We start from the raw sequence: 22,537 nt of genomic DNA on the forward strand, positions 1-22,537 counted from the left end.
ATTAAATTTTAAGTTCTAAAAATACATCTGGTAAATCGTCAGATAACTCTTTTTGTAAATCAAGTATTATATCCTGCTCTGTACGACCCGTTTGTGTATATCTCTTAGTTATATTTGTCTTTCCGTAAATGAAGTTAACTTCCAGAGTTCTTTTTACGAAGCCTTCAACATTTAGATATTCGTTCTTTAGCGCAATTGCGATATTTAGTTTCTTCTCAATGTCATTATTATCGTAAACATTTGCCTTATTAAGTTCACTTATCAACATTTTATCAATTGATTCAAACTTAGGCTGTGAATAAATAGCGATATTAATTTCTTTTTTCGCTCTCTTCTTATATTGAACAACATTAGACTTATACTTGTCTGATAATACCGCTAAGTAAACATCAAGCTTTTTAATAATATTATTATTCGCATTGATTTTTAATATCGATAGATTATGACCTTGTTTATAGATACTTTCGTTCTCGGCCCTAAGATTAGTGATGTCACTCTTAAGCTTTTGACGAAAACGACTTTTATTCAATCCAAGTAGAACACAATGATAATCTTCTTCATCAACAAAACTTTCAATTGTTTCTACACCGAAGAGAGTTTCACTTACTTCTTCACTGACATAATCAGAATACTGAGATTCATCCAACTTTCCATCAGAAGACTCAATTGAAAGAAACTTTGCCTTAACCTTTACTTGAAAGTTTTTTGCAATTTCAACTCGAGCATCTTCCACAGCCTCCGCCTCACTTAAACTGCAAGCTTTTGCACACAAAAAGTCAGCTGGACATGATTTCACTTGAGCGAAACCAGAAAAGGCAAAGAATAAGAGAATGAATACTTTAGTCTTCAAACTTCTCTCTCAACTCTTCTTTCTTATCTGATGGTGCTAAGTTTATTGCACTTTCTTGTGCTGCTTTCTTAGCGCGGTCTAAAGTCTCTTCTTTTATTCCAACAACTGAGAAACAAGCATAGTATGGTGAACCCGTTAATTCCTCACCTGATTTTTTCTGACGCTTTTCCCAATATTGCTCTTTTACACGTACTCCAGAAACTTTGGTGCGAACAGTTTGTGTAAGCTTTTCATAAAAAGTTTTAACTTCTTCTGAATCATTATCTAAACTTGTTACTTCAGTATAGTCATTTGATATTTCTTGAGAGACTTCAGCTGCGATAACTGCTGTAGACCTTGCGGTAGCTGATTTAATACAAAGTCTTCTATTTCTATTTTCAGATTGAGATAAGAAATAATGATAACCACTATCTCCTTCATATTTTTTAATATCTTCTAACCATACTGGTTCAACTTTTTGTGAAGCATTTATGACTTTATAATCTAATTCAAATTCACGCTCTTTAGGGCCAGATGAACACGAAGTAATTGTTAGTAATAATGCCAAAAGACAAGCGAGCCTGATCATAGATATCTCCATTTTTTGATTGTTTAAAGTCAACTAATTTTACTTTACGACGAGATTAAATCAATGAAAAATTACTTTAAAAGCTCTTTGATAGCTAAATGAGAAAGCAAGAAACCTACTGTTCCTGTCATATAAGTGGCCGTTCCTAGTCCACCATTACAATCTAACTTTAAAGCCTTAGATGTTTGCTCAAGATCGCACTTTTTAATCTTCTTTGATGGCTCAGGCGAGTAAACACACTGAACTTTTGCTTTTGATCTCCCTAGTGGATAGAGATGTTTTTTCTTTAGCTCCTGCCTTACTTTTCGATACAGCATATCTTGCTTAGTTTTTGAGAGCTCAGCAACAGTGATCATTGTAGGATCAACTTTCCCACCGATCGCCCCAGAGCTTACTACTTTGACTTCTCGCTTATAGCATTCATTAATAAGAATCGCTTTTTCACGAGGGGCATCAATCGTATCAATTATAATCGAAGGCTTCTCTGCAAAAATCTTTTCCATATTCTTTTCATTAAAGAAGCAATAATGACATGTAACCTTACAGTCTGGATTAATCTTTGCAATTCGTTCGGCCAAAGCGTCGGCCTTCATTTTGCCGTAATTTCCTTCAAGGGCATGAAGTTGTCGGTTTGTATTTGAAACACAGATATCATCAAGATCAACGAGAGTGATCTTATTCACACCTAATCGAGCAATGGACTCGACACACCACGTACCAACTCCACCTAGTCCAATGACCATAATGTGAGAGTCTTTAACAATAGAGAATTCTCGCTCCCCTAATAAAGCAGCAATTCCATTAAATCTTTGTTCGTGATTTGACATAGGCTTGTGATTACAAATACTTAAGACATGGCGCACTCGGCAGGAGTCGAACCTGCGACCTTCTGATCCGTAGTCAGACACTCTATCCAGCTGAGCTACGAGTGCGCATGTAGGGGTATTTATAGCCCCTAACGTCGTATATTGTCAATCTAGTATTTCGTTAATGGAAATTATTTGTCAGAGAGGCCCTATTTATTAGACAATACGTTCAACTAAAAAACCCTTTAATATACGACGACTATGACTTTTCAAAGAAGCATTTATTGCGCCTTGTTGCTCAATTTCACGATCTCAATCTTTGCCCAGGATTCACTTGAGAAAACGATACAAAAGAGACAAAAAGAAGATGAGGCCTCTAATAGTACCATTTCACTTGTAACGGCCCATCGACCAAATTATGTCCTGCCTGTGACTTATATGCATGATCCTAATGAGTCTCCGATAAATGATGACGACGAATTAAAGAACGAGGAAACAAAGTTTCAATTAAGCTTTAAATTTACTGTATTTTCAAAATTATTTAATTCAAATACAGACTTAAACTTTGCCTATACCCAAAAGTCCGTATGGCAACTATTTAACAAGAAAAACTCAGCAGCATTTAGGGATACGAATTACGAACCAGAGATATTTTTATCCATGATGCCATTTGAAGATAATTGGACGATCTTTAGAAATTATTATCACCTTGGTTTTGCTCATCAATCTAATGGGAAAGATATCCCACAATCTAGAAGTTGGAATCGAATCTTCTTCACAACATTCTTTGACTACCGTGAAACACTTTTCATGTTGAAAGTGTGGTATCGAATTCCAGAGGAAAAAAAGACAAGTCCTACAGACTACACTGGTGATGATAATCCAGATATTAATGAATATATGGGTAATTTTGAATTAACGACTATTCATAAAGTTAATGGTCACACACTTTCTCTAATGTTAAGAAATAATCTTAGAAGCGATAATAAAGGTGCTGTTGAGTTATCTTGGTCATTTCCTCTACCTGAAACCAGACTTAAAGGATATGTTCAATATTTTTATGGATATGGTGAATCGTTAATTGATTATAATTATAAGATGACACGTATTGGATTAGGTGTCGCATTTACAGATTGGTTATAGGCTTTTTTAGATGAAAAATATTCTTATTATATTTATATGTATACTTTCTTCCCAAGTGCTTTCAAAAAGTAAAGAGCCTTATTACTGGGGAATTGGATTTGGCTATAGAAACGCTAGAATTCCATACACTTCAGATGACAAATATGTTTCAGATATCATTCCTCTATTTTACTATAAAAGAGGAGACTTCGAACTAGATGGATTAAGTGCTAGAGGCAAGCTAATAAAACATGAAAAATGGCGCGCCAACCTTTATACAACCTATCGTTTCTTTGATATTCCTAAAGAGTTTCAAAATGAAGTTCGTGGCTCAGCTTTTGATTACGGCCTTGAATTTCAATTTATTCACAACACATTTTGGCAATCAAATGCTCAGATCCTAGTTGATAGCTCTACTAGGCCCTATATAAATTTCGAAACAAAAGCGGGCTTCAGTTGGAAGAGTCTTTTCTTTGAACCATTTGCCTATGCGCAAATTAGAAGTACGGAATTTAATAACCGTTACTATGGTTATAACGGAACTGCTAAGCCTGGTTCAGGTTATGAAGTCGGAGCAGGTGTTGAAACGACAATTCACATCCATAGAGACTTTAACCTTCTGGCCCACGCAAAAGTAAGTACTCTTGATAATCACACTGCTAGTACCGATGCTATAAACAGCCAAGTCAACACAGAAACATTTCTTGGAATCGCTTTTCTTTCAGATAGACTACATAAGAGTAATGCAATTGAATTTCCAAAAAGAAAAAAGCTTAAAAGCAAAGAGTTCATTAGGGCCGCATACACTAAAGCAACACCTTCAAACTTAAGCGACATATTATCATTTCATACTGCCACGGATGAATACAACAATGACATGGTATCACTAGCTTACGGGATCCCTCTTTCAGACACATTTATGGGTGGGGATATTCCAGTATACTTACTCCCAAATTATGTAAGACATCTAAAGAGTGAAGTACAAGGCTATAGTAATGAATACGTGATCGCTGTGAAAATATTCATTCCATTTGATTGGCCAACAAAATGGCGACTTGGATTAGCAGAAGGTATTTCGTACGTTGATGAAATTACCTATATTGAAGAAATTGATATAGCTGGAAAAGGGTACCGTGATAGCAAGTTTATGAACTACCTCGACTTCTCTATCGACTTCAATCTTGAAAAGTTTGGCCTCAAGCATTCTTGGGCCGGGTTATTGATTCACCATCGCTCTTCAATCTTCGAATCTTCATCTGTATTTGGAAGAATTAAAGGCGGAAGCAATTATCTTGGGCTGTATATTCAACAAGAACTATAGAACAGTCGAAAATTTTCAATATTTTTCATCGAAGTTATTGAAATTAAACAATAATTCTTAGCGAAAAGTGACGAAGGTCATTAAAATTTTTCTAACGAAAAACTGATTCTTGCCCGATATTGTTAATATGAAAACTAACAATATTATCGCCACTACATTTACCTTATCACTAACTATTACTTGTTTAATTGGTTACTTAACTAATTCTGGTATCATTGCATCACTACCATTTGTGCTCGCAACAATACCAACATTGGTCATGTTCTATATTATGCAAAAAAAGCATCGGGATTCACTTACCGAATTAATGGGGAAACTTGATTATCTTCAAAGAAACATCATTGGGACAAACTCTCAGTTCTTTGATTCATGTGAGCAGCTTGAAGATAGTACTAATGAACAAGCAAGTGCTGTCGTAGAAACGAGTGCTACCAGTGATGAGATTAGTGCAATGATCACAAGAACAACTGAATCAATTTCATCATTTGAAAGCAATATTAAAGAAATTAATCAACTTATTGGAAATAGTGATAAGTCCCTTGAAAGGCTTGAAGAAAATATTGAAGCCAGCTTAGACACAAGTCGTGATATTAATGCGTCACTAAGTGATATAGCCACAAATCTAAATGGCTTTCTACATACTTTTAGCGAAGTCGAAAGCAAGGCACAACTTATCAACGACATCGTTTTCCAGACAAAGCTCTTATCATTTAACGCTTCAGTAGAGGCGGCCAGAGCTGGAGAGCACGGAAAAGGATTCTCTGTTGTAGCCGAGGAGATTGGAAAGCTTGCAACAACAAGTGGTGATAGTGCGGATGCGATTAACTACACTCTTTCTGAAGCACAAACAAAACTAAATACACTTATTGAAAAGATCGAAGAAAGCAGTAAATCACTTGGAACAAGATTAGATGAAACGGCCAATTCTTGCGATCACACTCTTTTAGAGTTTAAAAATAGCTTCAATCAAACAAATGAAGAAACTTTAAAAATGAATCAGCAGATCGAAGAAATTACAGTCGCTGCTAGAGAGCAAGAAAATGGTGTTATTGAACTAAGAGATGCTATTCATCTAATCAATAACTCAACTCAAAGAAGTACACTTGTCGTTTCGCAAACACTGAAACTAGCAAGTACTATTAATGATTACCTAAAAGACTTAAGACACTCAATTCATAAAACTAAAACTGAAAAGCATATTGTAACTTCTTCAGCAATCGAAGAGATTCCTTGGGATAAAAAATATGCAATTGGTATACCGAAGGTAGATAGCGAGCACGAGGAATTATTAAAAAGAATCAACACTCTTATCCGTGCGATGAACACTCAACAAGGTATCGCTAAAGCTTTTGAGGATTTAAAAGGATACGTAGTCTTTCACTTTGATGAAGAAGAAGAATATATGCGTTCAATAAACTATCCATCTTATGAATCTCATAAGAGAGTACACGAGAAGCTTCTTTCAAATGTTGCAAAGTTTGAAGCGCAGCTCAAGACTGGACAAGTTGAAAAAGATAAGCTTGCAAGCTTCCTTAAAAACTGGCTATTCACACATATTATGGGAATTGATACGAAGTATGCAGATCATGCTAGGCAACAAGGTGTTAAACTCGTTGCCTAACTAAGAGAAATTAAAACTCTCTAAAGAACACTTTAGAGAAACGATTATAGTCTTCAAACTGAGGCATATGCCCTAAGCCTTTTAGCTCAATGAGCTTAAGCTTAGGGTTTTCTTTTTTTATTTCTCGACCTAAATTTTGATACTGTCCTAACTTTCTCTTAACACCTTTTCTTTTCCAACCTCGTCCAGGACCTGTTCGATCGCGAGTACCTAATATTAAAACCGTCTTGGCTTTAATTTTAGGAAATTTAACAACGATATTATCTTCAAATATAGGTCCATAAGTTAAGGCCGCATTCCAAGCAACAACTTCATAATCTGGTCCATTTAACTGACCTTTAAATGGAGTTAATAATGCTTCATATGAATTTGACCAAGCTCCATCATAATAATTTTTTCGCTGATAGGCGCGGGCCTTATCGACTGTTTTATTCATTTCACTTTTAAAGAAAAATTCAGGGTCTTTATATTCGACATAATCAAGATATGCTTCTAAGCCAATTGGATTTACGAGTACAACCTTTCTAATGTCTCGATACATGGCCCCCATATTCACAGCAAGCATTCCCCCCATTGAATGACCAACAACGATATACTTACGCACTCCTAGTGATTTTATTAATCCATGAGTATTCTTTGCTAGCTGAGGAAAACTATAATGATAGTTGTCTGGTTTCGAGCTTTTTCCAAATCCTATTTGATCTGGAATAATAACTCGATAACCTTTTTTCACAAGATCATTTGCAATTCTCTCCCAATAAAATCCTGCAAAGTTTTTGCCGTGAAGTAGGACAGCAACTTTTGACTTTGACTTACCAATATCCATATATCTCATTTTTAACTTTTGCGTTTGAGTTGAGAATTCATATGTTTTAACTGGAAATGGATATTTAAATTGAGATAATTCTGCATCAAATGAGAGTTCGTTCTTAGATGAAGAAGCACAAGAAGATACAAAAATTAATATGATTAGAAGATTGAATATTTTCATGTTCTGTCCTTTTGTTATTTTAAAATTTTAAAAGGAAACATGTATTTGTGTAAAGCTGGCCTACACAAATATGACGAAACAGTTGTTTAAATTAGATCTTCAAAGAAGGCACCGTATTCATTCTCAGGATGGCGAATATGAATTTCTAAAATCCAAAGATTCTTCTTTGGCTTTATATCACTTGAACCAAGGCTTCCACGGAAATAGACAGCATGTGGAAAGTCCGCTAAACGATGACCACTCATTTTTAAGTTAAGTTCATAACCTAAATCTCTAGCGTATGATTGCGCAAACTCATATAACTCAACTCCAGTAAGGCCCTCATCGCGACATTTATTGGCAGTAGTATGAAAAACATCTTCACTAGCTTTTTTAATTTTCAAATATTCTGGATTATTAGATGTTACGAAGGTTTCACCGTAATCACCTTCGTGGCCATCAAAGACGGGACCGATATCAATAAAGAAGAGATCATCTTCTTTTAGAGTTACACCTTCATCAGACTTCTCTCGAAAAGACTTTACTGTGTTCTTTCCAATACGAAATTTCGTTGGATGCCATTTCTTCTCTACACCCTTCCTGGCCAAAACTTCATCTATTAGCTTTTGACCATCATCTTCTGTCATACCGACACAAACCAAAGCAGAGACTTCTTTAACGGCCTCAATCGTTAGCTTTCTTGCATTTAAATATTTATCAATATCAAATGAACAACCAACATCTTGAATGGTTTTAGATTGATCTTTCATATAATTGTTTTTGATTGTTTATTAGAAATGGAAAAGATTTAAAAATGGCGGAGAAGGCGAGATTTGAACTCGCGGTACCCGTAAGGGTACGACACCTTAGCAAGGTGCTGGATTCGGCCACTCTCCCACTTCTCCACATAGAAAAAAAGTGGCGGAGGACACAGGATTCGAACCTGCGGAGCTCGCGCTCAACGGTTTTCAAAACCGCCGCTTTCGACCACTCAGCCAATCCTCCGCAAAATACAAATTTTGCATTCGTGAGATATATTATTAAGATTCTTGCATACATTTGTCAACGCTTTAATTGATTTATTAAGCTCATAATATTTCTACGATCAGGCGCGTTAGGACTTAATGTTAAATAACGATTAAATTTATCGATAGCAAGATTCGGTTGTCCAAGTTCTTTATATAGGAAACCCATCATCTTATTTAAGTCTGCATCAGTCGGATTTAAGCGGTATGCGCGCTGAAAGAACTGCAGAGAAGGCACAAACTCACGTGTTTGAAATGTAAGCTTCCCCATTGAAAATATCGCATCAAAATAGCGTTTATTAATCTGAATAGCTTTAGAAAGATTTGCCTTGGCCTCTTGAACTTTTTTGGCCCTTAAATAAATTTCGCCTAGAATATAGTACCCATATTCAGAGTTTGGATGCATTTCTATCTCTTTCTTAGCAAATGCCTCGGCCTGCTTATAATTATTTTGCTCAAAGAATATTTTTGATCGGTAGTAATTAATACGAGGATAAGTTGGAAGTCTCTTTTCTAAGATATTAATATGCTTAGTTGCATTCGCATATTGCTTTAAATGAATATAAGTAATGATAAGTTTTTCACGTATTAATAAATTTCCTGGCTCATACACAAGTAACTTTAAAGCATTTTCAACCAAGTCATTATAATCTCTTTCTATTTCAGAAACCTCGACTAGGTATGCATATAGTGCACCATCTTTTTTATTAAGACGATCAAGAACTTCTTTCATTTCTTTAAATGCTTCAAAGTCCTGATCACGGTAATAATAAACTGCAATTTGACCATATAACTTAGGGTTATCTCTATGCTCGAGAAGCTCCTGTCTTAAGTAACCAATGGCAGTTCTTACACCATCTGTTTCATATAAAACCTTACTATTAAGAATTTTATAATCAATATTTGAAGGGTTTAAACTCATGGCCTCATTTAAGAATAATTTTGTTTGTTTAAACTTTTTATTCTTAAATGCAATCTTTGCCATTTCAAAGAATGCTTCATCACTTAACGGGTTAATTTGAGAAGCTGCTTTAAACTTATCAAATGCCATTTTATCATTAGCAATTAGGTTATAATAATGAGCAAGTAGCATTTGAAATTCAAATGTTTCTCTAAACTCCTCACTAGTTGAAAGTGCAGATAATAATCTCTTGGCCTCATCTTTCTTATAAGACTTCAGATTTGCCATAATTAGAGCATAATTGATTCTAGGATTAACAGGGTGAAGTGCTCTTAGCTTTGTAAGTGTCTTTATAGCAAAATCAAAGTATCCACGCTTAACTTGTAACTCAGCTAAATATAGTTTTGCATCGATACTTGTTTCATCTAAAGATACTGCTCTTAGGGCCAATTCAAATGCTCGGTCCCAATTTAGAAGCATAACTTCATCTTTAGACTGTCTAATCAGAACTTTAATCTTACTTGTTGAAATAACCTTTTGTGTTAGATCACTTCCGGCAACGTCTAAAGTAGCGAGGGTGTCTCTAAGAGATTCATCATCATAAATTTTTAATGATTGTTGGAAAAGCTTCGTTGCTCCCTGGATATCCTTATCATATGCTTTTACAAATCCCATAAACTTGAGACCTTGTGCAAAATTATAAGGAGATCCCCCACCATATTTTGCTGTTAAAATAGCACCAACTTTCTTTAAGGTATCCATTTTTTCAAGCTCTAAGAGAAGCTCCCCATAGACTATTAAGAATCGATAATTATTTTTAAACTTATTCTCATGTTTTTGAATAAGTTTAAGGGCATCAGTACTATTTTCATTAAGTAGTAGGTAATTAACCATTGCATCGATTGACTCTACTGTTTTCACCTTAGCGCCACTTAGTTTTTCGTAAACGATTTTTGCTTTGTCTAACTCCCCTGCTTTTAATAGGTAATTTAGATATATTGAAAATAGTTTTACAGAGGGTTTATTAGACTTTAAGTAATTATATCTCTCGATTGTAAAGATTGCTGTTTCATACTTTTTAAAAAAAGCATAAAACTGTGCTGCACCTATTACAACATCAATATCATTTAATAATTTACTTTCCTCAATACGCAAAAGCTTAGAGATAACTTGCCCAGCTTTCTTTGTTTTTTGAGTGTCTATCAACAAATCACTATAAACATGAATAAGTTTTCCTGATGCTGGGTTCTTGTTAAACTTGTAACGTAGAGACTCATAGAACTTTTGGGCCGCAGCTACGCGTGAGACATAATCATCTTTTTGAAATAGTTTAAGCCCCGCAATATAGCTTTCTTGGGCCTTCTTTGGAGCTGCTACCTCTGTTGCGACTGGAAAGACAATCTTTGGAACAACAACTGTCTCGATATCTTTCTTCTCATCTGGCATTAAAAAAATGAGGGTAACAACCAAGAAAAGGGCCATCGTAAGATTTCTTCTCTTATTACTGGCTTCTTTCTTTGTCTTTTTAGACTCAAGCTTAGGCTGCTCTTTTGGCTTCCCCTTCTTTTTAAGGTTTCTCTCTTCTTGTTTAATCTTTAATTCTAAGTCACTGTAATCTTCAGTCTTAGTTGGCAATTGCTCTTTTTTAAGCTCTTCTAGATTGAACATAGCTGTAGCTGCATCATCCTCGACAACCTCTTCTGGCTCCTCTACAACCTCTTCAGCTTTCTCTTTTTTCTCATCTTCTTCATCATCAGATTCATCAAGTACATCTTGCAGATTATTAACAACTACTGTTTTTTCTATTTCATCACTTTCTTTCTCTGGTGGCTTAAAAGCTGGCATTTTAACAACTACTGTTTTCTCAACACCTGCATTTTGTGCTTCAATTTCTTCCTGTTCTTTCTTGGCCTTAAACTTCTCTTCGATTTCATCGTAGTTAATATCGAGCTTCTTATCCTTAGAGAACTTGAATTCATTGAACTCTGTTTTATCTTCACCAATTAATGTGTGATGCTTTTGCTCACTATCAGTTTGTGCATATCTAACCTCTTCTTGAGGTTCATCTTTGTCAGTATTCTCACTTAATTTTAAAGGTTCATCTGAGTTTATTTTTTCAAAGAGATTTGAAAGCTCTGGAATTGCACCCACCGGTGCCCAGTCTCCTGTAGGAAACTTCTGAAAAAGGCAGTTTTGATCGATAGCATCTTTTTCGCCTAATTCAACAAGTTCAGAGAATATAAAAGGGCCCAAAACCTTGTTCGACTTGGTTTTGACACGAAACTTAATCATATGACTATTATCTTAAGTAATTGAAATTAAATCAAACAATCGCTTTGCGTGGACTATTTTGCACAATACCAAATAGGTTTTGACGATAAGCGAGTGTAACAATCAAGAATATCACTGAAAGTAGCTGTAAATTCGTTAAGTAAGTATTGTGTAAGTATGCGACATAGCCAATTAAAAATAAATAAAGGACATGGACAATACTCAATAACTTGGCAACGATCTCTGACTGCTTAGACTTATAAGAAAAAACAAGAAGATAAACTATTAAAAATAGTTGATAAAAACTATCAATTCCAAATACAGGTAATAAGATAATTGCACTGGCCATACAAATCGACATCAATTGAATGGCCTGATATTTCTCATCAATTTTAATAAATGAGAATGCTACTTGTAGAAACAGAAATAATAGATAGAAATAAGGACTTAATTCTATATTTAAAGCTATAAATCGATTTAAAACAGATAAACAGAAAATATACTGGAGAATAGAAAGAAAAGGTGAATCCTTCTCTTTTGGAACCAATAAAAGAGTGGAAACCACTAGAAGTATTTCATAAAAGAGACTTCCAAGTTCTCCACCTTGAAACTCTTTAACAAAGAAATAAACTACAGCAATTATAATCCACGATAGGTTATAAAATAAGCTATGCTCACTTTTCTTATCAGTATCAAAAAAACAAAACATCCCAAGTAAAAGAACGATATCCGTTACACCTGTAAAGTTCCATATATTAAAAAGAGAAAACCATAATAATGTAATGGCCTTAAATAATACTCTCGAATTTCCACGACTATTTAAAAAGAATAGTGAAAATGAAACTGAACATATAGCAAAATAACTTCTATCGACAGAAGAGAAGATGAAATCTCTAAATAGAAAGTAAAATGATGATAAGAATACGAAAGCTAATACAGATGTTCTCTGTTTAGAATTAATTGAAGTAACCTTAATAAGGAAGTTATTTAAGAAATATATAACTGGATAAAGCAGAAGAAGAAAATAGAAGTTAGACTGCATGATTAACCTCCACATTATTCTTATTGTATTCAACAAACACAGTAAGTACCACAATTAGTGGTATTAACAAGGATTGCGCTGACAAAAATGACATTGAAATTATAATTGTAGCAATTGTCACATTAGAAGTTATTATCTTCTCTTCATTTGAGCGATATTTATCAAATAATATAGAAATACCTAGTAAGCTATATGCTGTTAATATCAACGATAACGTTACATCTCCCGAGAGAATGATTAAGGCCAAGGCCATAACATTGATAGAGTTTCTAACCTTTCCTCTTACATATAAGAAAAGAAGTAAAAGAACACAAAAAGGGATCAAAAATAAATGTACTGAGCTAATCGTTGAATTAATATCCAACAAGACAAAATATTGGAATAGAAATAAATTTAACAATGATATCTTTTTTGTAAACGAAAGTATTAAGAAAGCAGATACAACAAAAGTTAGATTACTAATTACAATGTCATTCTTAAAAATTAAAAGAGCTAATAAATTCAAGATTGCAAATAATAAGAATTTAACATTTTCAATTTTTAATATAGCAAAAAATGCACCTGTAAAAATAACAAAGGGCAAAATAGTTGCTGAGGAGAATGCAAACACTGAAAGAGGCAGACTAATAACTCTATCTAGAAAACTTTCTTCTCGTACAAGTACTGCGGCTATTAATGTTCCAACAATTGTTGGAAGTCCAAACTTAAAAGACATACTAAAATACGGAAACGGCGTTTCCACAGTATAGCCATTTAAGAAAAATGAAATAAGAATTGAGCCAATTAAAACAGCTAAATATATAATAAGATTCTTATACTTCATCCTGCCACCTGCACAATTAAAACTAAGAAATAAATGGCCGTAACAATTAAACTAACCGTTCTTACTGTCTTATATGGTACTGAAATATGTGACAGTATACTCTTCCCTTTAACTACTTGATTTTTTTGAGCAAGAGATCTTCTCTCATTATAAAAAATATTATTCATATAAATGAGTCTTTTTTTATTAGATAAATGTAATTGTGTCGAAATAGGCTCAATCACTGCTCTAAACTTATAACAAATCACGATAAATGTAATACCTATCACTAAGTAAGATGTAATTGCATGTAGATAGAATTGGTCATTAATAGAAAATGCCTTACTTGAAAGTAGAAACAAAAGAGAGCCAAAAACGCTAAAGAAAACAAGTGAATAAAAGCTTTCATACCATTTGCCACTCATCTCAAATGAGGTCAATTCATCGCTACCTAAAATATAAACAAAGAAAGTAAGTATAATTGACAGAGCAATAAAGAATGGATTTTGAGTTGAAAATGACATTGCTAGAATTCCAATCAATCCAAGATGAGATAAAGCATTAACTAGAACATACTTATCAAAAACCGCAATTTCCCTAGCAGAAATTTTTATACATGTTTGAAAAGATCTAATCATATAATAAAAAACGATAAGACCCATTAATTGAGATTCAGAATTTAAGAAAACACTCACGATTGCAGTTAATACAAATATGATCTTAAAAATATTTTCTTTATTTAATAAGCTCAAAAAGATTAAAAAAGAGAGTCCAATTAAGAATTGGTTTAAGTTTTGTGTTACATACTGAATATCACTAGTGAGTAGGTAAGAAAGAATCACTCCATCTGTAATCGCAAAGTCCTTATTATCAGTGTCTAAAAAAGATAATAATAAATAAACAGAGAATAAGTATTTAAAGGCCAAAGTTTTATCAACGAGCGTAATAAATGCGATAATCGCAAGTTTAAGAATATTAAGCGACTGTTTCTTATAGCTACCTAAATTCAGATATACACAAGAAGCAAAAGCTATAATCTTTATATTGATATCAATTGGAAAGAGTAAGATTCCAAATGGTAAAATTTCGTAAACATTTCGTTTTTTTTCATCAATAACTAAAAAAGATAAAATGAACGGGAAAATAGAATTAAGGTAATTTATCTCCATACCAGAAAAATATACGACAACAATCGAAAGTATAGGTATTAAAGAAATAAATGAGCGTCCCCAGTTATTAATCTTTGATGAGAAGTGAACCGCCAATAGTGTAAGTAAGAATAAAGAGACATTAAAATAAATCAATTTGCCCCCTGTCTTACACGAAATTCCTTAAACAGAGAATTTATCAGAAGAAAGATTGGCGCTACATAGATAAAAAGCATAACACCATCGCTTAAAGATATAGACTCCTGAACTCTAAGGTCGATTAGTAAAAGAAAGATTGCAATATTTGAAAACAAAGAAAAAAGCTTCTTTGTAAATCTCTGTGTAAATAAATAAACTCCGATATTAATAACAAAAACAATTGTTAGGAGTGTAAATGTATCGATATTATGCATTCTCTTCATCTCCATTTAGGTTCACTAGTGACAGAAATGCAGTAAATACTAATAAAACACAAAACTTTAATAGGATTGGCCAATTAATATGGGTATCAACATTGTAGTTATTGATTATGCTAATAAGATTATTATCGTTATTTAAATGATAAATATTAACAGAGAAAACTCCCAGTAAGATAATGGTAAACAGTATATAAGGCGTATAAGAAAACTTTTTAAACTTTACTTGAGTTGTGGGAAAACAATATTCTATTAATGTTATAAGAAGAATAAAAACAACAAGAAATAGACCTAAAAAGTAAATAAGTACAGTTGAAGACACTCCCATCAAACTTACCAACAAAGATGAAAGGGCAACAGAGTAGAGCATCATTGTGTAGCGACCTTTTGAAAAAGCCGCAAATATGAAAAGCAATATAATGATAATATTAGAAAACATTAAAAGCCTTTAAACTACAAAAGATTACAAAAATAAAAAATGAAGTTAACACTCTCTTTTTAGAAGAAGTTATCAAACTTTGATAATCCCTTAGAGGTTGAAACTTAATATATATATTACTCAAAATAATTGATATTACCTGTAATACGATTACCAAAACAGTTAAAGCTCCATAATGGATATAGCCTGGACTAAACTTTGAAATAATTAGTTTTGAAAAGTCGCTTCCCGTAAGTATCAAACTTATAACAAAAAGGATGAATCCACATTGATATAACAATCTTATATATGAGGATTTTATTTCTAAGTATTTCTTATCTGAATAAATTGAGCCTGACTTTATCATTTGCAGCTCAGTTGAATAAAAGAGGATACACAATGGCAGTAGGAAAATAGACCTTAAAATAATTGAATCAGACTGAACTAAGAACCAAGTTAATACAATGATACTAATCAAAATTAACTGCGACAAAGTGATCTGTGTAATCTCTATAACCTCTCTTCTTATCAGTGATAATCTAAAACGATAAATCCCTAAGAAGATCGTTGAAATTATCATCATGAAATAGAACGGAAGAATATAAGAGAGCTGATTTGTTAATATAAAGAAAATTGATAATGTTTGAAAAAATAGAACAGATAAAAGTATTACAAAAAAAGAATTAAAACTTAGAGCATCTACTTCTTGTGCTTTATGAGATGCAATAAGATACTTCTTGAGACTGTATGTAGGCGCAAAGTCTTGTGAGTTTACAAGTGCACCAACAAATTGAATTAAGATCAGCCATAGTGGCAAAGTTATCATTAACTCCAAGAACTATCCCTATTTCTTAAAAGACTATAAAATTAATAATATTAAAATTGTAGCAAGGCCGGCCAATATTGAATACGCTTCTTTATAAAATTCTAGATTTCCTGCACCAGTAATAATAACTGTAATCATTGCAAGAACTAAAAATACAATCGCGTATTTAAACACAGATTTTAAAGGGACAATATTTGAATTCGCAATATTAGTTTCGTTATGAACTTTACGAAATGGGCCGCCAGACTTCTTTGGCTTGAAAAACAAAGGGTAGCCTAAGACTACCCCAAGTAATAAAAATAAGATTGTAGTTGTCAGTAGTACTAATTCCATACTACTTAATTAGGAGCAAGGCTCCATTGGCAAGAGAAAGTAACTTTTGCCAGAAGATACCAATAATCAGTACTGGTGCAGTGTAAACACCAATAATAAGTTGATTAACAAATCCAAGACCTGCAACCTTCTCATCTGATTCAGCATCTTTCAGTACCATCACTCTTACAACTTTCATGTAATAGTAAAGCGAGATAACTGAGTTAACAGCAGTGATAACAGCTAGTACATAGTACTTTTGCTGAACAACTGCAGCTAAGATATTAAATTTTGCAACGAATCCCGCTAGAGGTGGAAGACCTGCTAATGAGAACATTGTAATTGTCATAGCGATTGCAGCAAATGGATGCTTTTTAATAAGACCAGCAAAACGATCGATATGATCATTACCGTAGTGATCTTGAATAAATGAAGCAATATAGAATGCTACAAGAGTCATGAAAAGGTATGTTACCGCGTAAAAAAGGATAGCTGTTGCACCCATTTCACCAAGAACAATGGCCCCTAACATCATTACACCAGCGTGTGAGATAGAAGAGAAAGCTAGCATTCTCTTAATTGATCTTTGTCCAATTGCAGAGACATTACCTACTGTCATAGTTAATGATGCAACTACCATTAGCAAGAAGATCCAAGAATGTTTAAGCATCCCAACATCCCCTGCAAAGAAGATTTGAGTTAGTCTCGTAAATGCTGCAATACCTGCAAACTTCGGAACTAATGAGAAGAAAGCAGTTACAGGAAGAGGTGAACCTTCATAAACGTCTGGTGACCACATATGGAATGGTACACAAGCAATTTTATATCCAATACCAACAAAGAATAATAAGAACGAAGGAATCAGAATAAGTGTTTGATCTTCAGTTAATGCAGACATCATTGGGATCATCTCAGAGAAATTAATTGTTCCAAGAGTTCCAAAGATGTGACTCATACCAAATAACATCATTCCTGAAGTTGCACCACCATATAGTACATACTTAAGACCTGCTTCAGTAGAGCGCTCATCATTTTTCTTAAGAGCTGCCATTGCATAAGAAAGGATTGAAAGTGTTTCAATACCAATAAAGAAAATTAGCATGTTGTTTGCAGATGCTAGAAGCATACCACCAACTAAGATTCCCATTGCTAAGATACCAAACTCAGCTTTCGTACCTTCATAAAGATCTTTAGAAACTTTAGAAAGATAAATTGCCCCTGCCGTACTTAAGATCATAACAATCTTAGCAAAACCAGAGAAATGGTCCATGACAACAGACTTTGTAAAAATATGTGTTGCATCAGTACCAAGACCTTTAACTTGATAAATCAGAGCACATAAAAGTCCAATCATCGAACTCCAGTAAAACATTTTTTTCGAGCTCCCCTTATCATCATTTCCGTAAGTAGCTTCGATGAGGATTAAGGCCCCCATCGTGAAGCATACTAAAAGCTCCGGAATATAATGTGAGATACTCGCTAAATAATTTAAAGCCATCACTTCACCTATTGACTATTAAAAAGTCGCTAATAATGAAACTAGTTTACCTACAGAAGCCTTCATCATGTTCAGTAGTGGAGACGGATAAATACCGAATACAATTACTGCCACACAAAGTGGAAGCATGTAGAAGATTTCTCTAGCATTCATATCTGTGTAAGATTTATTTTCTTCAATAACTTCACCAAAGAACATTCTCTTGAACATCCATAGTAAGTAAGCTGCACCTAGTAGTAGACCAAGAACTGCAATTACAGTGATTGTTGTAAATCTATCGTAGATCCCTAGGAAAATTAAAGCTTCAGAGATGAAACCTGAAAGTCCTGGTAGACCCATTGATGCGAACATCGCGATGATGAAAACAATTGAGTATTTTGGAAGTTGTGTATAAAGACCACCAAAACCTTTTGTTCCATCTGGTCTAACGATCCATCTGTGGTGTGATCTTTCATAAAGAATACCAATAAGAAGGAACATCATTGCAGTTGAAGTACCATGGTTGAACATCTGTAGAACAGCACCATTCATACCTTGAACAGTCATTGCTGCAAGACCTAACATTACGAATCCCATGTGAGAAACTGAAGAGTATGCAACAAGTTTCTTAACATCGTTTTGTGCCATGGCACAGAATGCACCGTAAATAACGTTAATAAGACCTAGCCACGCAATAGCATCTGCAAAGTAAACAGAAGCTGATGGGAAAATTGGGAACGCAATTCTTAAGAAACCATAAGTACCCATCTTAAGTAGTACACCGGCAAGGATAACTGAGATCGCTGTTGGTGCCTGTACGTGAGCGTGTGGTAGCCAAGTATGGAAAGGAAATACTGGAACTTTAATAGCAAAACCAATGAAAAGTGCTACGAAGAATACTTTTGCAAATGGTAGGGCCATTCCGAATAGTTCAACAGTTTCGTTTACAAACTTACCACCAGAAAGAGCTAGAATATTGAATGAGTCAACACCTTGACCTGTTACGAAGTATAGAGCAACCATACCAACAAGCATTAGGATTGAACCAAAGAATGTATATAAAAAGAATTTAACAGCTGCGTATTCTCTATTTTCTCCACCCCAAATTCCGATTAAGAAGAACATTGGAATAAGCATTACTTCCCAGTAAACATAGAATAGGAAGAAGTCTAATGCGAAGAAAACACCAAAGACAGTCGACTGAAGCATTAGTAGTAATGCAAAGTAACCCTTAATTTGCTTCTTAACAGTCCAAGAAGAAAGGATACAGATCGCAAATAAAAGCGCTGTCAGTAGAACCATTGGAAGTGAAATACCATCAACTCCAAGGTGATAGAAAATATTAAACTGCGGGATCCATGCTTTCTTAATGGTAAACATTTCCTGCATACCTGGAACAGTATTGTCGAATTTTAAATATAGACAACCTGATAAAACAAGTGTGATCACAGTATTTATCAATGACCATACTCTGATTGCCGTCTCTTTTGCCTTAGGTAATAAAAGTACCCCAAGAACACCGATCATAGGCATCCACAGAATCCAACTTAATAGATTAGAATGTGCGTTCACTGTAACTCCTTAATTCTCTTATAAAGCTAAAATATAACCAAATAGTACTAAAAATATAATTGCGATGTAGAACTGGATCTTTCCGTTCTGAATAGTTCTCAAGATAACGTTAAAAAGACGTACACTTGCACCTGTTCCATCAACCATAATTGTGTCGACAAATAAATTATCGAACCAAGCCGAAATTCTCATTGTAAAACGAGTTACTACGGCCCAACCATCAATTGCAAATCTGTCATAGAATCCCATGTCAAATTTAGCTAATAGGTTATTAAATGGAAGAAGTCCTTTCTTGATTAATCCATCAATATAGAACTCATCCATAAAGTATTTACCCTGAAGTGTTCTGTAGTAACGGTTGAATGTATTAACCCAGAATCCTGGATTCCATTTACCCCACAGATACATCATCATAGCGATGAATACACCAGTAAAAGCAATTACAATCGACATACCAGCACCAATATAGTGAACCTGGTGAATGTGATGTGCTTCTTCTTCAGAAAGACCGTAAGTAGAGTCATACTTAGACTTAGTAAATGTTCCTTTTTCACGAACATCAATTGAGCCTAGAGCTTCTCTCTTATAATTTTCAAACTGACCTTTCTTAGGCTTTTGAATTAAAGTTTGGAACCACTCATATTTACCGTTTGCCTTATCAGCAACCTTAACAAATCCTTGACCTGTTAAAGAACCTGAGAACCATACACCTAGTGTAAATACAGCAAGTAGTAATAGTGGAAGGTTTCTATTCCATGAAAACTTTTCTTCATGGCAGTGATCGTAAACTTCTTTGTCTCTTGGCTTACCGTGGAAAGCAAGGAACATCATACGACACATATAGAATGCAGTAAGTAGTGCACCCATGAAACCAAGTACTGCTGGAGCAATCATAACTGGTGAATGAAGTGCTTCAATTAATGCATCTCCTAGGATTCTATCTTTAGATACGAAACCTGAGAAGAAAGGAATACCTGCGATTGCAAGAGTACAACACCACATTGCAAACCAAGTGAATTTCATTTTATGTCTTAGACCACCCATTCTCGGCATTTCTTGTACGTGAGCATGTGTGTGGTGATCATGAAGTGAGTGAATAACAGAACCTGCACTTAAGAATAAACAAGCCTTGAAAACAGCGTGAGTAATTAGGTGCATGAAAGCAGCATTATAAGACCCAACACCAATACCTAGTACCATGTAACCAAGTTGTGAAATTGTTGAGAAAGCAAGAACCGCTTTAAAGTCTGTTTGAACAAGAGCGATAGTCGCTGCACCGAAAGCAGTGATACCACCAATATAAGCAACAAAAGTTAATAGTCCACCAGCATCAAGAAGTGGATAAATTCTTAAAGATAGATAAACACCAGCAGCAACCATTGTTGCAGCGTGAATTAGTGCTGAACATGGAGTAGGACCATTCATCGCATCCGGTAGCCAAACGTTTAAAGGGAATTGAGCTGACTTACCGATTGTCCCCATGAAGATACACATACCAGCAAAAGTTGCTAAAGGAATTCCAATAACGGCCTTACCAACTAAACCACCAGCATCAATTGCATTATAAAGATCAACGAAGCTTACTGAACCAACAACAGTCCAAAGAGCAACAATACCTAGAAGGAAGAAAACATCCCCTACTCTTGTTGTCATGAAAGCTTTTACGTTAGCTGCACCAGCAACTTCTTTTTCATAGTAGTGACCAATTAGTGAGTATGAACAGAATCCCATGATCTCCCAAAAGATAAATACTGAAAGTAAGTTATCTGAAAGTGATAGACCAAGCATTGCTGAAGTAAAGAGTGACATATAAGTGAAGAAACGTCCGTTTCTACCGTAGTTCATGTCATCTTTCATATACCAAGTTGAGAAAATGTGGATCAGTGTTGCAACGGCCGTAACCATCATAACTAGAACAGCAGTCATATTATCGATGTAGAATCCCATCTTAACTGCGAACTCTTGACCACCACCATTTAGGTCAAACCAAGTGAATACTTTGTGAATGTGGTAGTTAGCTGAATACGTTCCAAAAACGAAATCGCTAAAAATTCTCCACGCATAAATTGTCGAACCTGCGATTGCTGCACAACTGATTGCAACGGCCGTTCTCGTAAAGCGTGATGCAATAAATGCATTAATTACGAAAGCAAAGAACGGTAGTAAAACAATTGGAGCAATACTAGAAATCGTATAATCCATTTTCTTCCCTTATATCTCTTAATTAACTTTGTAGTTCAGTAGCGTCATCAATGTGAATCGTATCTTTAACTTGGAAGAAACGAATCACAATCGCTAAACCAACTGCCGCTTCTGCTGCAGCAATAACAATAATGAATAATGACATTATATGACCGTCAATATTCTGGTTTGCAAATCTTGTATAAGCTGCAAAGTTTAAACCTGCAGCGTTTAGAATTAATTCAATTCCTAGCATGATTGCAATAATATTCTTTCTTGCAACCATAACCGCAACACCGGCCAAGAATAAGAAAAAAGAAATTAACAAGTATGATGTTAGTGAAATCATTTTCTAATTCTCCTTGGTCTAGAAATTACAGCTGCACCAACAAGTGCACCAAGTAGAAGAATCGATGAAATTTCGAAAGCTAAAACATGGTCTGTAATTAATTTAGTTCCAATCTCATTTACTGTTGGCTTAATACCTTCAAGCTCAACATGCTTTTGAACTTTAAGAACTGGTGCAAGTATCTTCATTAGAACAAAACTCATAACAATCATCATAAAGCCTGCTGTTGCATAAGTTTTTGTTGTTCCCATGGCTGCAACTTTCTTAAGTCCAAACTTATTAAAAGCTTGTTCAATACCACCAGTTAACATGATGGCAAATAGCATAAGAATTACAACACCACCTGCATAAACAACTAACTGAGTTGCTGCTAAGAAGTCAGCGCCTAGAGTTGCATAAAGCCCAGCTACTCCAAAAAGAGAAAGTAGAAGGAAAATACATGCATGCATTAAATTTTTAGAAACGGCGACTAGGAATGCTCCTATAATAGTTGCCGCAGCTGAAATTAAAAACATTGTGTTAATAAACATCTCAAATAT

At 34.5% G+C, this 22,537-nt stretch carries 21 protein-coding genes and 3 tRNA genes; 4 read left to right on the forward strand and 20 right to left on the reverse strand.

Features of this window, described 5'->3' with window-relative positions:
• Position 1: 1 nt before the first annotated feature.
• From ACMAZI_RS00840 to ACMAZI_RS00855, 4 genes are all read right to left on the reverse strand, one after another.
• The gene (locus ACMAZI_RS00840; RefSeq protein ID WP_120403991.1) at positions 2-850 is read right to left on the reverse strand and encodes an LPP20 family lipoprotein; all 849 of its coding nucleotides are present in this window, start codon (positions 848-850) and stop codon (positions 2-4) included.
• Complete coding sequence (locus ACMAZI_RS00845; protein WP_120403990.1) at positions 840-1,418, reverse strand: hypothetical protein; 579 nt, start codon at positions 1,416-1,418, stop codon at positions 840-842. The genes ACMAZI_RS00840 and ACMAZI_RS00845 overlap by 11 nt, the downstream gene beginning before the upstream one ends.
• Positions 1,419-1,489: 71 nt before the next feature.
• A complete protein-coding gene (locus ACMAZI_RS00850) occupies positions 1,490-2,245 on the reverse strand; it encodes a ThiF family adenylyltransferase (RefSeq protein ID WP_114706063.1) in 756 nt (251 codons plus the stop codon).
• A 28-nt stretch (positions 2,246-2,273) separates the two neighbouring features.
• Positions 2,274-2,350: transfer RNA gene (locus ACMAZI_RS00855), tRNA-Arg, on the reverse strand.
• A 135-nt stretch (positions 2,351-2,485) separates the two neighbouring features.
• On the opposite strand from ACMAZI_RS00855, the gene ACMAZI_RS00860 reads away from it, so the two are divergent.
• The 3 genes from ACMAZI_RS00860 (at position 2,486) to ACMAZI_RS00870 (ending at position 6,288) form a co-directional block, all read left to right on the forward strand.
• Positions 2,486-3,367, forward strand: coding sequence for a phospholipase A (locus ACMAZI_RS00860; protein WP_412473965.1), 882 nt, complete (start codon positions 2,486-2,488; stop codon positions 3,365-3,367).
• Between the two features lie 55 nt (positions 3,368-3,422).
• On the forward strand, positions 3,423-4,667 hold the full coding sequence (locus tag ACMAZI_RS00865) for a MipA/OmpV family protein (RefSeq protein ID WP_412473964.1): 1,245 nt from the start codon (positions 3,423-3,425) through the stop codon (positions 4,665-4,667).
• A gap of 127 nt (positions 4,668-4,794) precedes the next feature.
• Positions 4,795-6,288, forward strand: coding sequence for a bacteriohemerythrin (locus ACMAZI_RS00870; RefSeq protein WP_412473963.1), 1,494 nt, complete (start codon positions 4,795-4,797; stop codon positions 6,286-6,288).
• A gap of 10 nt (positions 6,289-6,298) precedes the next feature.
• Here the strand turns inward: ACMAZI_RS00870 and ACMAZI_RS00875 are convergent, their stop codons facing one another.
• The 6 genes from ACMAZI_RS00875 to ACMAZI_RS00900 all read right to left on the reverse strand — a co-directional run bounded on the left by ACMAZI_RS00875 (position 6,299) and on the right by ACMAZI_RS00900 (position 12,497).
• Positions 6,299-7,279 (reverse strand): alpha/beta fold hydrolase, encoded by a 981-nt coding sequence (locus tag ACMAZI_RS00875; RefSeq protein WP_114706059.1) that lies wholly within the window; start codon positions 7,277-7,279, stop codon positions 6,299-6,301.
• Positions 7,280-7,365: 86 nt separating this feature from the next.
• Positions 7,366-8,028 carry a M24 family metallopeptidase gene (locus ACMAZI_RS00880; protein ID WP_114706058.1) on the reverse strand — a complete coding sequence of 221 codons (663 nt, stop codon included), beginning with the start codon at positions 8,026-8,028 and terminating at the stop codon, positions 7,366-7,368.
• A 45-nt stretch (positions 8,029-8,073) separates the two neighbouring features.
• Positions 8,074-8,163, reverse strand: a tRNA-Ser gene (locus ACMAZI_RS00885).
• A gap of 14 nt (positions 8,164-8,177) precedes the next feature.
• Positions 8,178-8,263: transfer RNA gene (locus ACMAZI_RS00890), tRNA-Ser, on the reverse strand.
• 57 nt (positions 8,264-8,320) lie between these two features.
• Entirely contained in the window at positions 8,321-11,476 is a 3,156-nt protein-coding gene (locus tag ACMAZI_RS00895) for a hypothetical protein (protein WP_334677780.1), read from the reverse strand.
• 31 nt (positions 11,477-11,507) lie between these two features.
• On the reverse strand, positions 11,508-12,497 hold the full coding sequence (locus ACMAZI_RS00900; RefSeq protein WP_114706056.1) for a hypothetical protein: 990 nt from the start codon (positions 12,495-12,497) through the stop codon (positions 11,508-11,510).
• Positions 12,498-12,520: 23 nt separating this feature from the next.
• Between ACMAZI_RS00900 and ACMAZI_RS00905 the strand changes: the two genes are divergently transcribed.
• Positions 12,521-13,246, forward strand: coding sequence for a hypothetical protein (locus ACMAZI_RS00905; RefSeq protein ID WP_412473962.1), 726 nt, complete (start codon positions 12,521-12,523; stop codon positions 13,244-13,246).
• 70 nt (positions 13,247-13,316) lie between these two features.
• On the opposite strand, the gene ACMAZI_RS00910 is transcribed toward ACMAZI_RS00905, so the two are convergent.
• From ACMAZI_RS00910 to ACMAZI_RS00955, 10 genes are read right to left on the reverse strand one after another with little or no spacing between them, the layout of a single operon-like run.
• Positions 13,317-14,603 carry a hypothetical protein gene (locus ACMAZI_RS00910; RefSeq protein ID WP_412473961.1) on the reverse strand — a complete coding sequence of 429 codons (1,287 nt, stop codon included), beginning with the start codon at positions 14,601-14,603 and terminating at the stop codon, positions 13,317-13,319.
• Positions 14,600-14,860, reverse strand: a complete 261-nt coding sequence (locus tag ACMAZI_RS00915; RefSeq protein ID WP_114706053.1) for a hypothetical protein — start codon at positions 14,858-14,860, stop codon at positions 14,600-14,602. The genes ACMAZI_RS00910 and ACMAZI_RS00915 overlap by 4 nt, the downstream gene beginning before the upstream one ends.
• Positions 14,853-15,302 carry a hypothetical protein gene (locus tag ACMAZI_RS00920; RefSeq protein WP_120403978.1) on the reverse strand — a complete coding sequence of 150 codons (450 nt, stop codon included), beginning with the start codon at positions 15,300-15,302 and terminating at the stop codon, positions 14,853-14,855. Before ACMAZI_RS00920 ends, ACMAZI_RS00915 begins: the two co-directional genes overlap by 8 nt.
• Complete coding sequence (locus ACMAZI_RS00925; protein WP_120403977.1) at positions 15,292-16,107, reverse strand: hypothetical protein; 816 nt, start codon at positions 16,105-16,107, stop codon at positions 15,292-15,294. Before ACMAZI_RS00925 ends, ACMAZI_RS00920 begins: the two co-directional genes overlap by 11 nt.
• 33 nt (positions 16,108-16,140) lie before the next feature.
• Positions 16,141-16,440, reverse strand: a complete 300-nt coding sequence (locus tag ACMAZI_RS00930) for a hypothetical protein (RefSeq protein WP_114706050.1) — start codon at positions 16,438-16,440, stop codon at positions 16,141-16,143.
• 1 nt (position 16,441) lies between these two features.
• Positions 16,442-17,917, reverse strand: a complete 1,476-nt coding sequence (locus ACMAZI_RS00935) for an NADH-quinone oxidoreductase subunit N (protein ID WP_334677784.1) — start codon at positions 17,915-17,917, stop codon at positions 16,442-16,444.
• A gap of 18 nt (positions 17,918-17,935) precedes the next feature.
• The gene (locus tag ACMAZI_RS00940) at positions 17,936-19,468 is read right to left on the reverse strand and encodes a complex I subunit 4 family protein (protein ID WP_233500237.1); all 1,533 of its coding nucleotides are present in this window, start codon (positions 19,466-19,468) and stop codon (positions 17,936-17,938) included.
• An 18-nt stretch (positions 19,469-19,486) separates the two neighbouring features.
• Positions 19,487-21,670: an NADH-quinone oxidoreductase subunit L gene (locus tag ACMAZI_RS00945; protein WP_334677785.1), complete on the reverse strand. Its 2,184-nt coding sequence runs from the start codon at positions 21,668-21,670 to the stop codon at positions 19,487-19,489.
• Positions 21,671-21,692: 22 nt separating this feature from the next.
• Entirely contained in the window at positions 21,693-21,998 is a 306-nt protein-coding gene (gene nuoK / locus ACMAZI_RS00950; RefSeq protein ID WP_120403974.1) for an NADH-quinone oxidoreductase subunit NuoK, read from the reverse strand.
• Positions 21,995-22,528, reverse strand: coding sequence for an NADH-quinone oxidoreductase subunit J (locus tag ACMAZI_RS00955; protein WP_114706045.1), 534 nt, complete (start codon positions 22,526-22,528; stop codon positions 21,995-21,997). The genes nuoK and ACMAZI_RS00955 overlap by 4 nt, the downstream gene beginning before the upstream one ends.
• Positions 22,529-22,537 lie beyond the last annotated feature (9 nt).

It is taken from the genome of Halobacteriovorax sp. YZS-3-1, assembly GCF_047084945.1.
Taxonomy (GTDB): domain Bacteria; phylum Bdellovibrionota; class Bacteriovoracia; order Bacteriovoracales; family Bacteriovoracaceae; genus Halobacteriovorax_A; species Halobacteriovorax_A vibrionivorans.

What these genes read in the sequence shown, in the direction of transcription:
- ACMAZI_RS00925 (WP_120403977.1), bottom strand. Translation starts at nt 16,107, where the DNA reads ATGATAACTTTGCCACTATGGCTGATCTTAATTCAATTTGTTGGTGCA.
- ACMAZI_RS00915 (WP_114706053.1), bottom strand. Translation starts at nt 14,860, where the DNA reads ATGCATAATATCGATACATTTACACTCCTAACAATTGTTTTTGTTATT.
- ACMAZI_RS00900 (WP_114706056.1), bottom strand. Translation starts at nt 12,497, where the DNA reads ATGCAGTCTAACTTCTATTTTCTTCTTCTGCTTTATCCAGTTATATAT.
- ACMAZI_RS00920 (WP_120403978.1), bottom strand. Translation starts at nt 15,302, where the DNA reads ATGTTTTCTAATATTATCATTATATTGCTTTTCATATTTGCGGCTTTT.
- ACMAZI_RS00870 (WP_412473963.1), top strand. Translation starts at nt 4,795, where the DNA reads ATGAAAACTAACAATATTATCGCCACTACATTTACCTTATCACTAACT.
- ACMAZI_RS00845 (WP_120403990.1), bottom strand. Translation starts at nt 1,418, where the DNA reads ATGATCAGGCTCGCTTGTCTTTTGGCATTATTACTAACAATTACTTCG.
- ACMAZI_RS00930 (WP_114706050.1), bottom strand. Translation starts at nt 16,440, where the DNA reads ATGGAATTAGTACTACTGACAACTACAATCTTATTTTTATTACTTGGG.
- ACMAZI_RS00955 (WP_114706045.1), bottom strand. Translation starts at nt 22,528, where the DNA reads ATGTTTATTAACACAATGTTTTTAATTTCAGCTGCGGCAACTATTATA.
- ACMAZI_RS00895 (WP_334677780.1), bottom strand. Translation starts at nt 11,476, where the DNA reads ATGATTAAGTTTCGTGTCAAAACCAAGTCGAACAAGGTTTTGGGCCCT.
- ACMAZI_RS00875 (WP_114706059.1), bottom strand. Translation starts at nt 7,279, where the DNA reads ATGAAAATATTCAATCTTCTAATCATATTAATTTTTGTATCTTCTTGT.
- ACMAZI_RS00935 (WP_334677784.1), bottom strand. Translation starts at nt 17,917, where the DNA reads ATGGCTTTAAATTATTTAGCGAGTATCTCACATTATATTCCGGAGCTT.
- ACMAZI_RS00945 (WP_334677785.1), bottom strand. Translation starts at nt 21,670, where the DNA reads ATGGATTATACGATTTCTAGTATTGCTCCAATTGTTTTACTACCGTTC.
- nuoK (WP_120403974.1), bottom strand. Translation starts at nt 21,998, where the DNA reads ATGATTTCACTAACATCATACTTGTTAATTTCTTTTTTCTTATTCTTG.
- ACMAZI_RS00880 (WP_114706058.1), bottom strand. Translation starts at nt 8,028, where the DNA reads ATGAAAGATCAATCTAAAACCATTCAAGATGTTGGTTGTTCATTTGAT.
- ACMAZI_RS00860 (WP_412473965.1), top strand. Translation starts at nt 2,486, where the DNA reads ATGACTTTTCAAAGAAGCATTTATTGCGCCTTGTTGCTCAATTTCACG.
- ACMAZI_RS00850 (WP_114706063.1), bottom strand. Translation starts at nt 2,245, where the DNA reads ATGTCAAATCACGAACAAAGATTTAATGGAATTGCTGCTTTATTAGGG.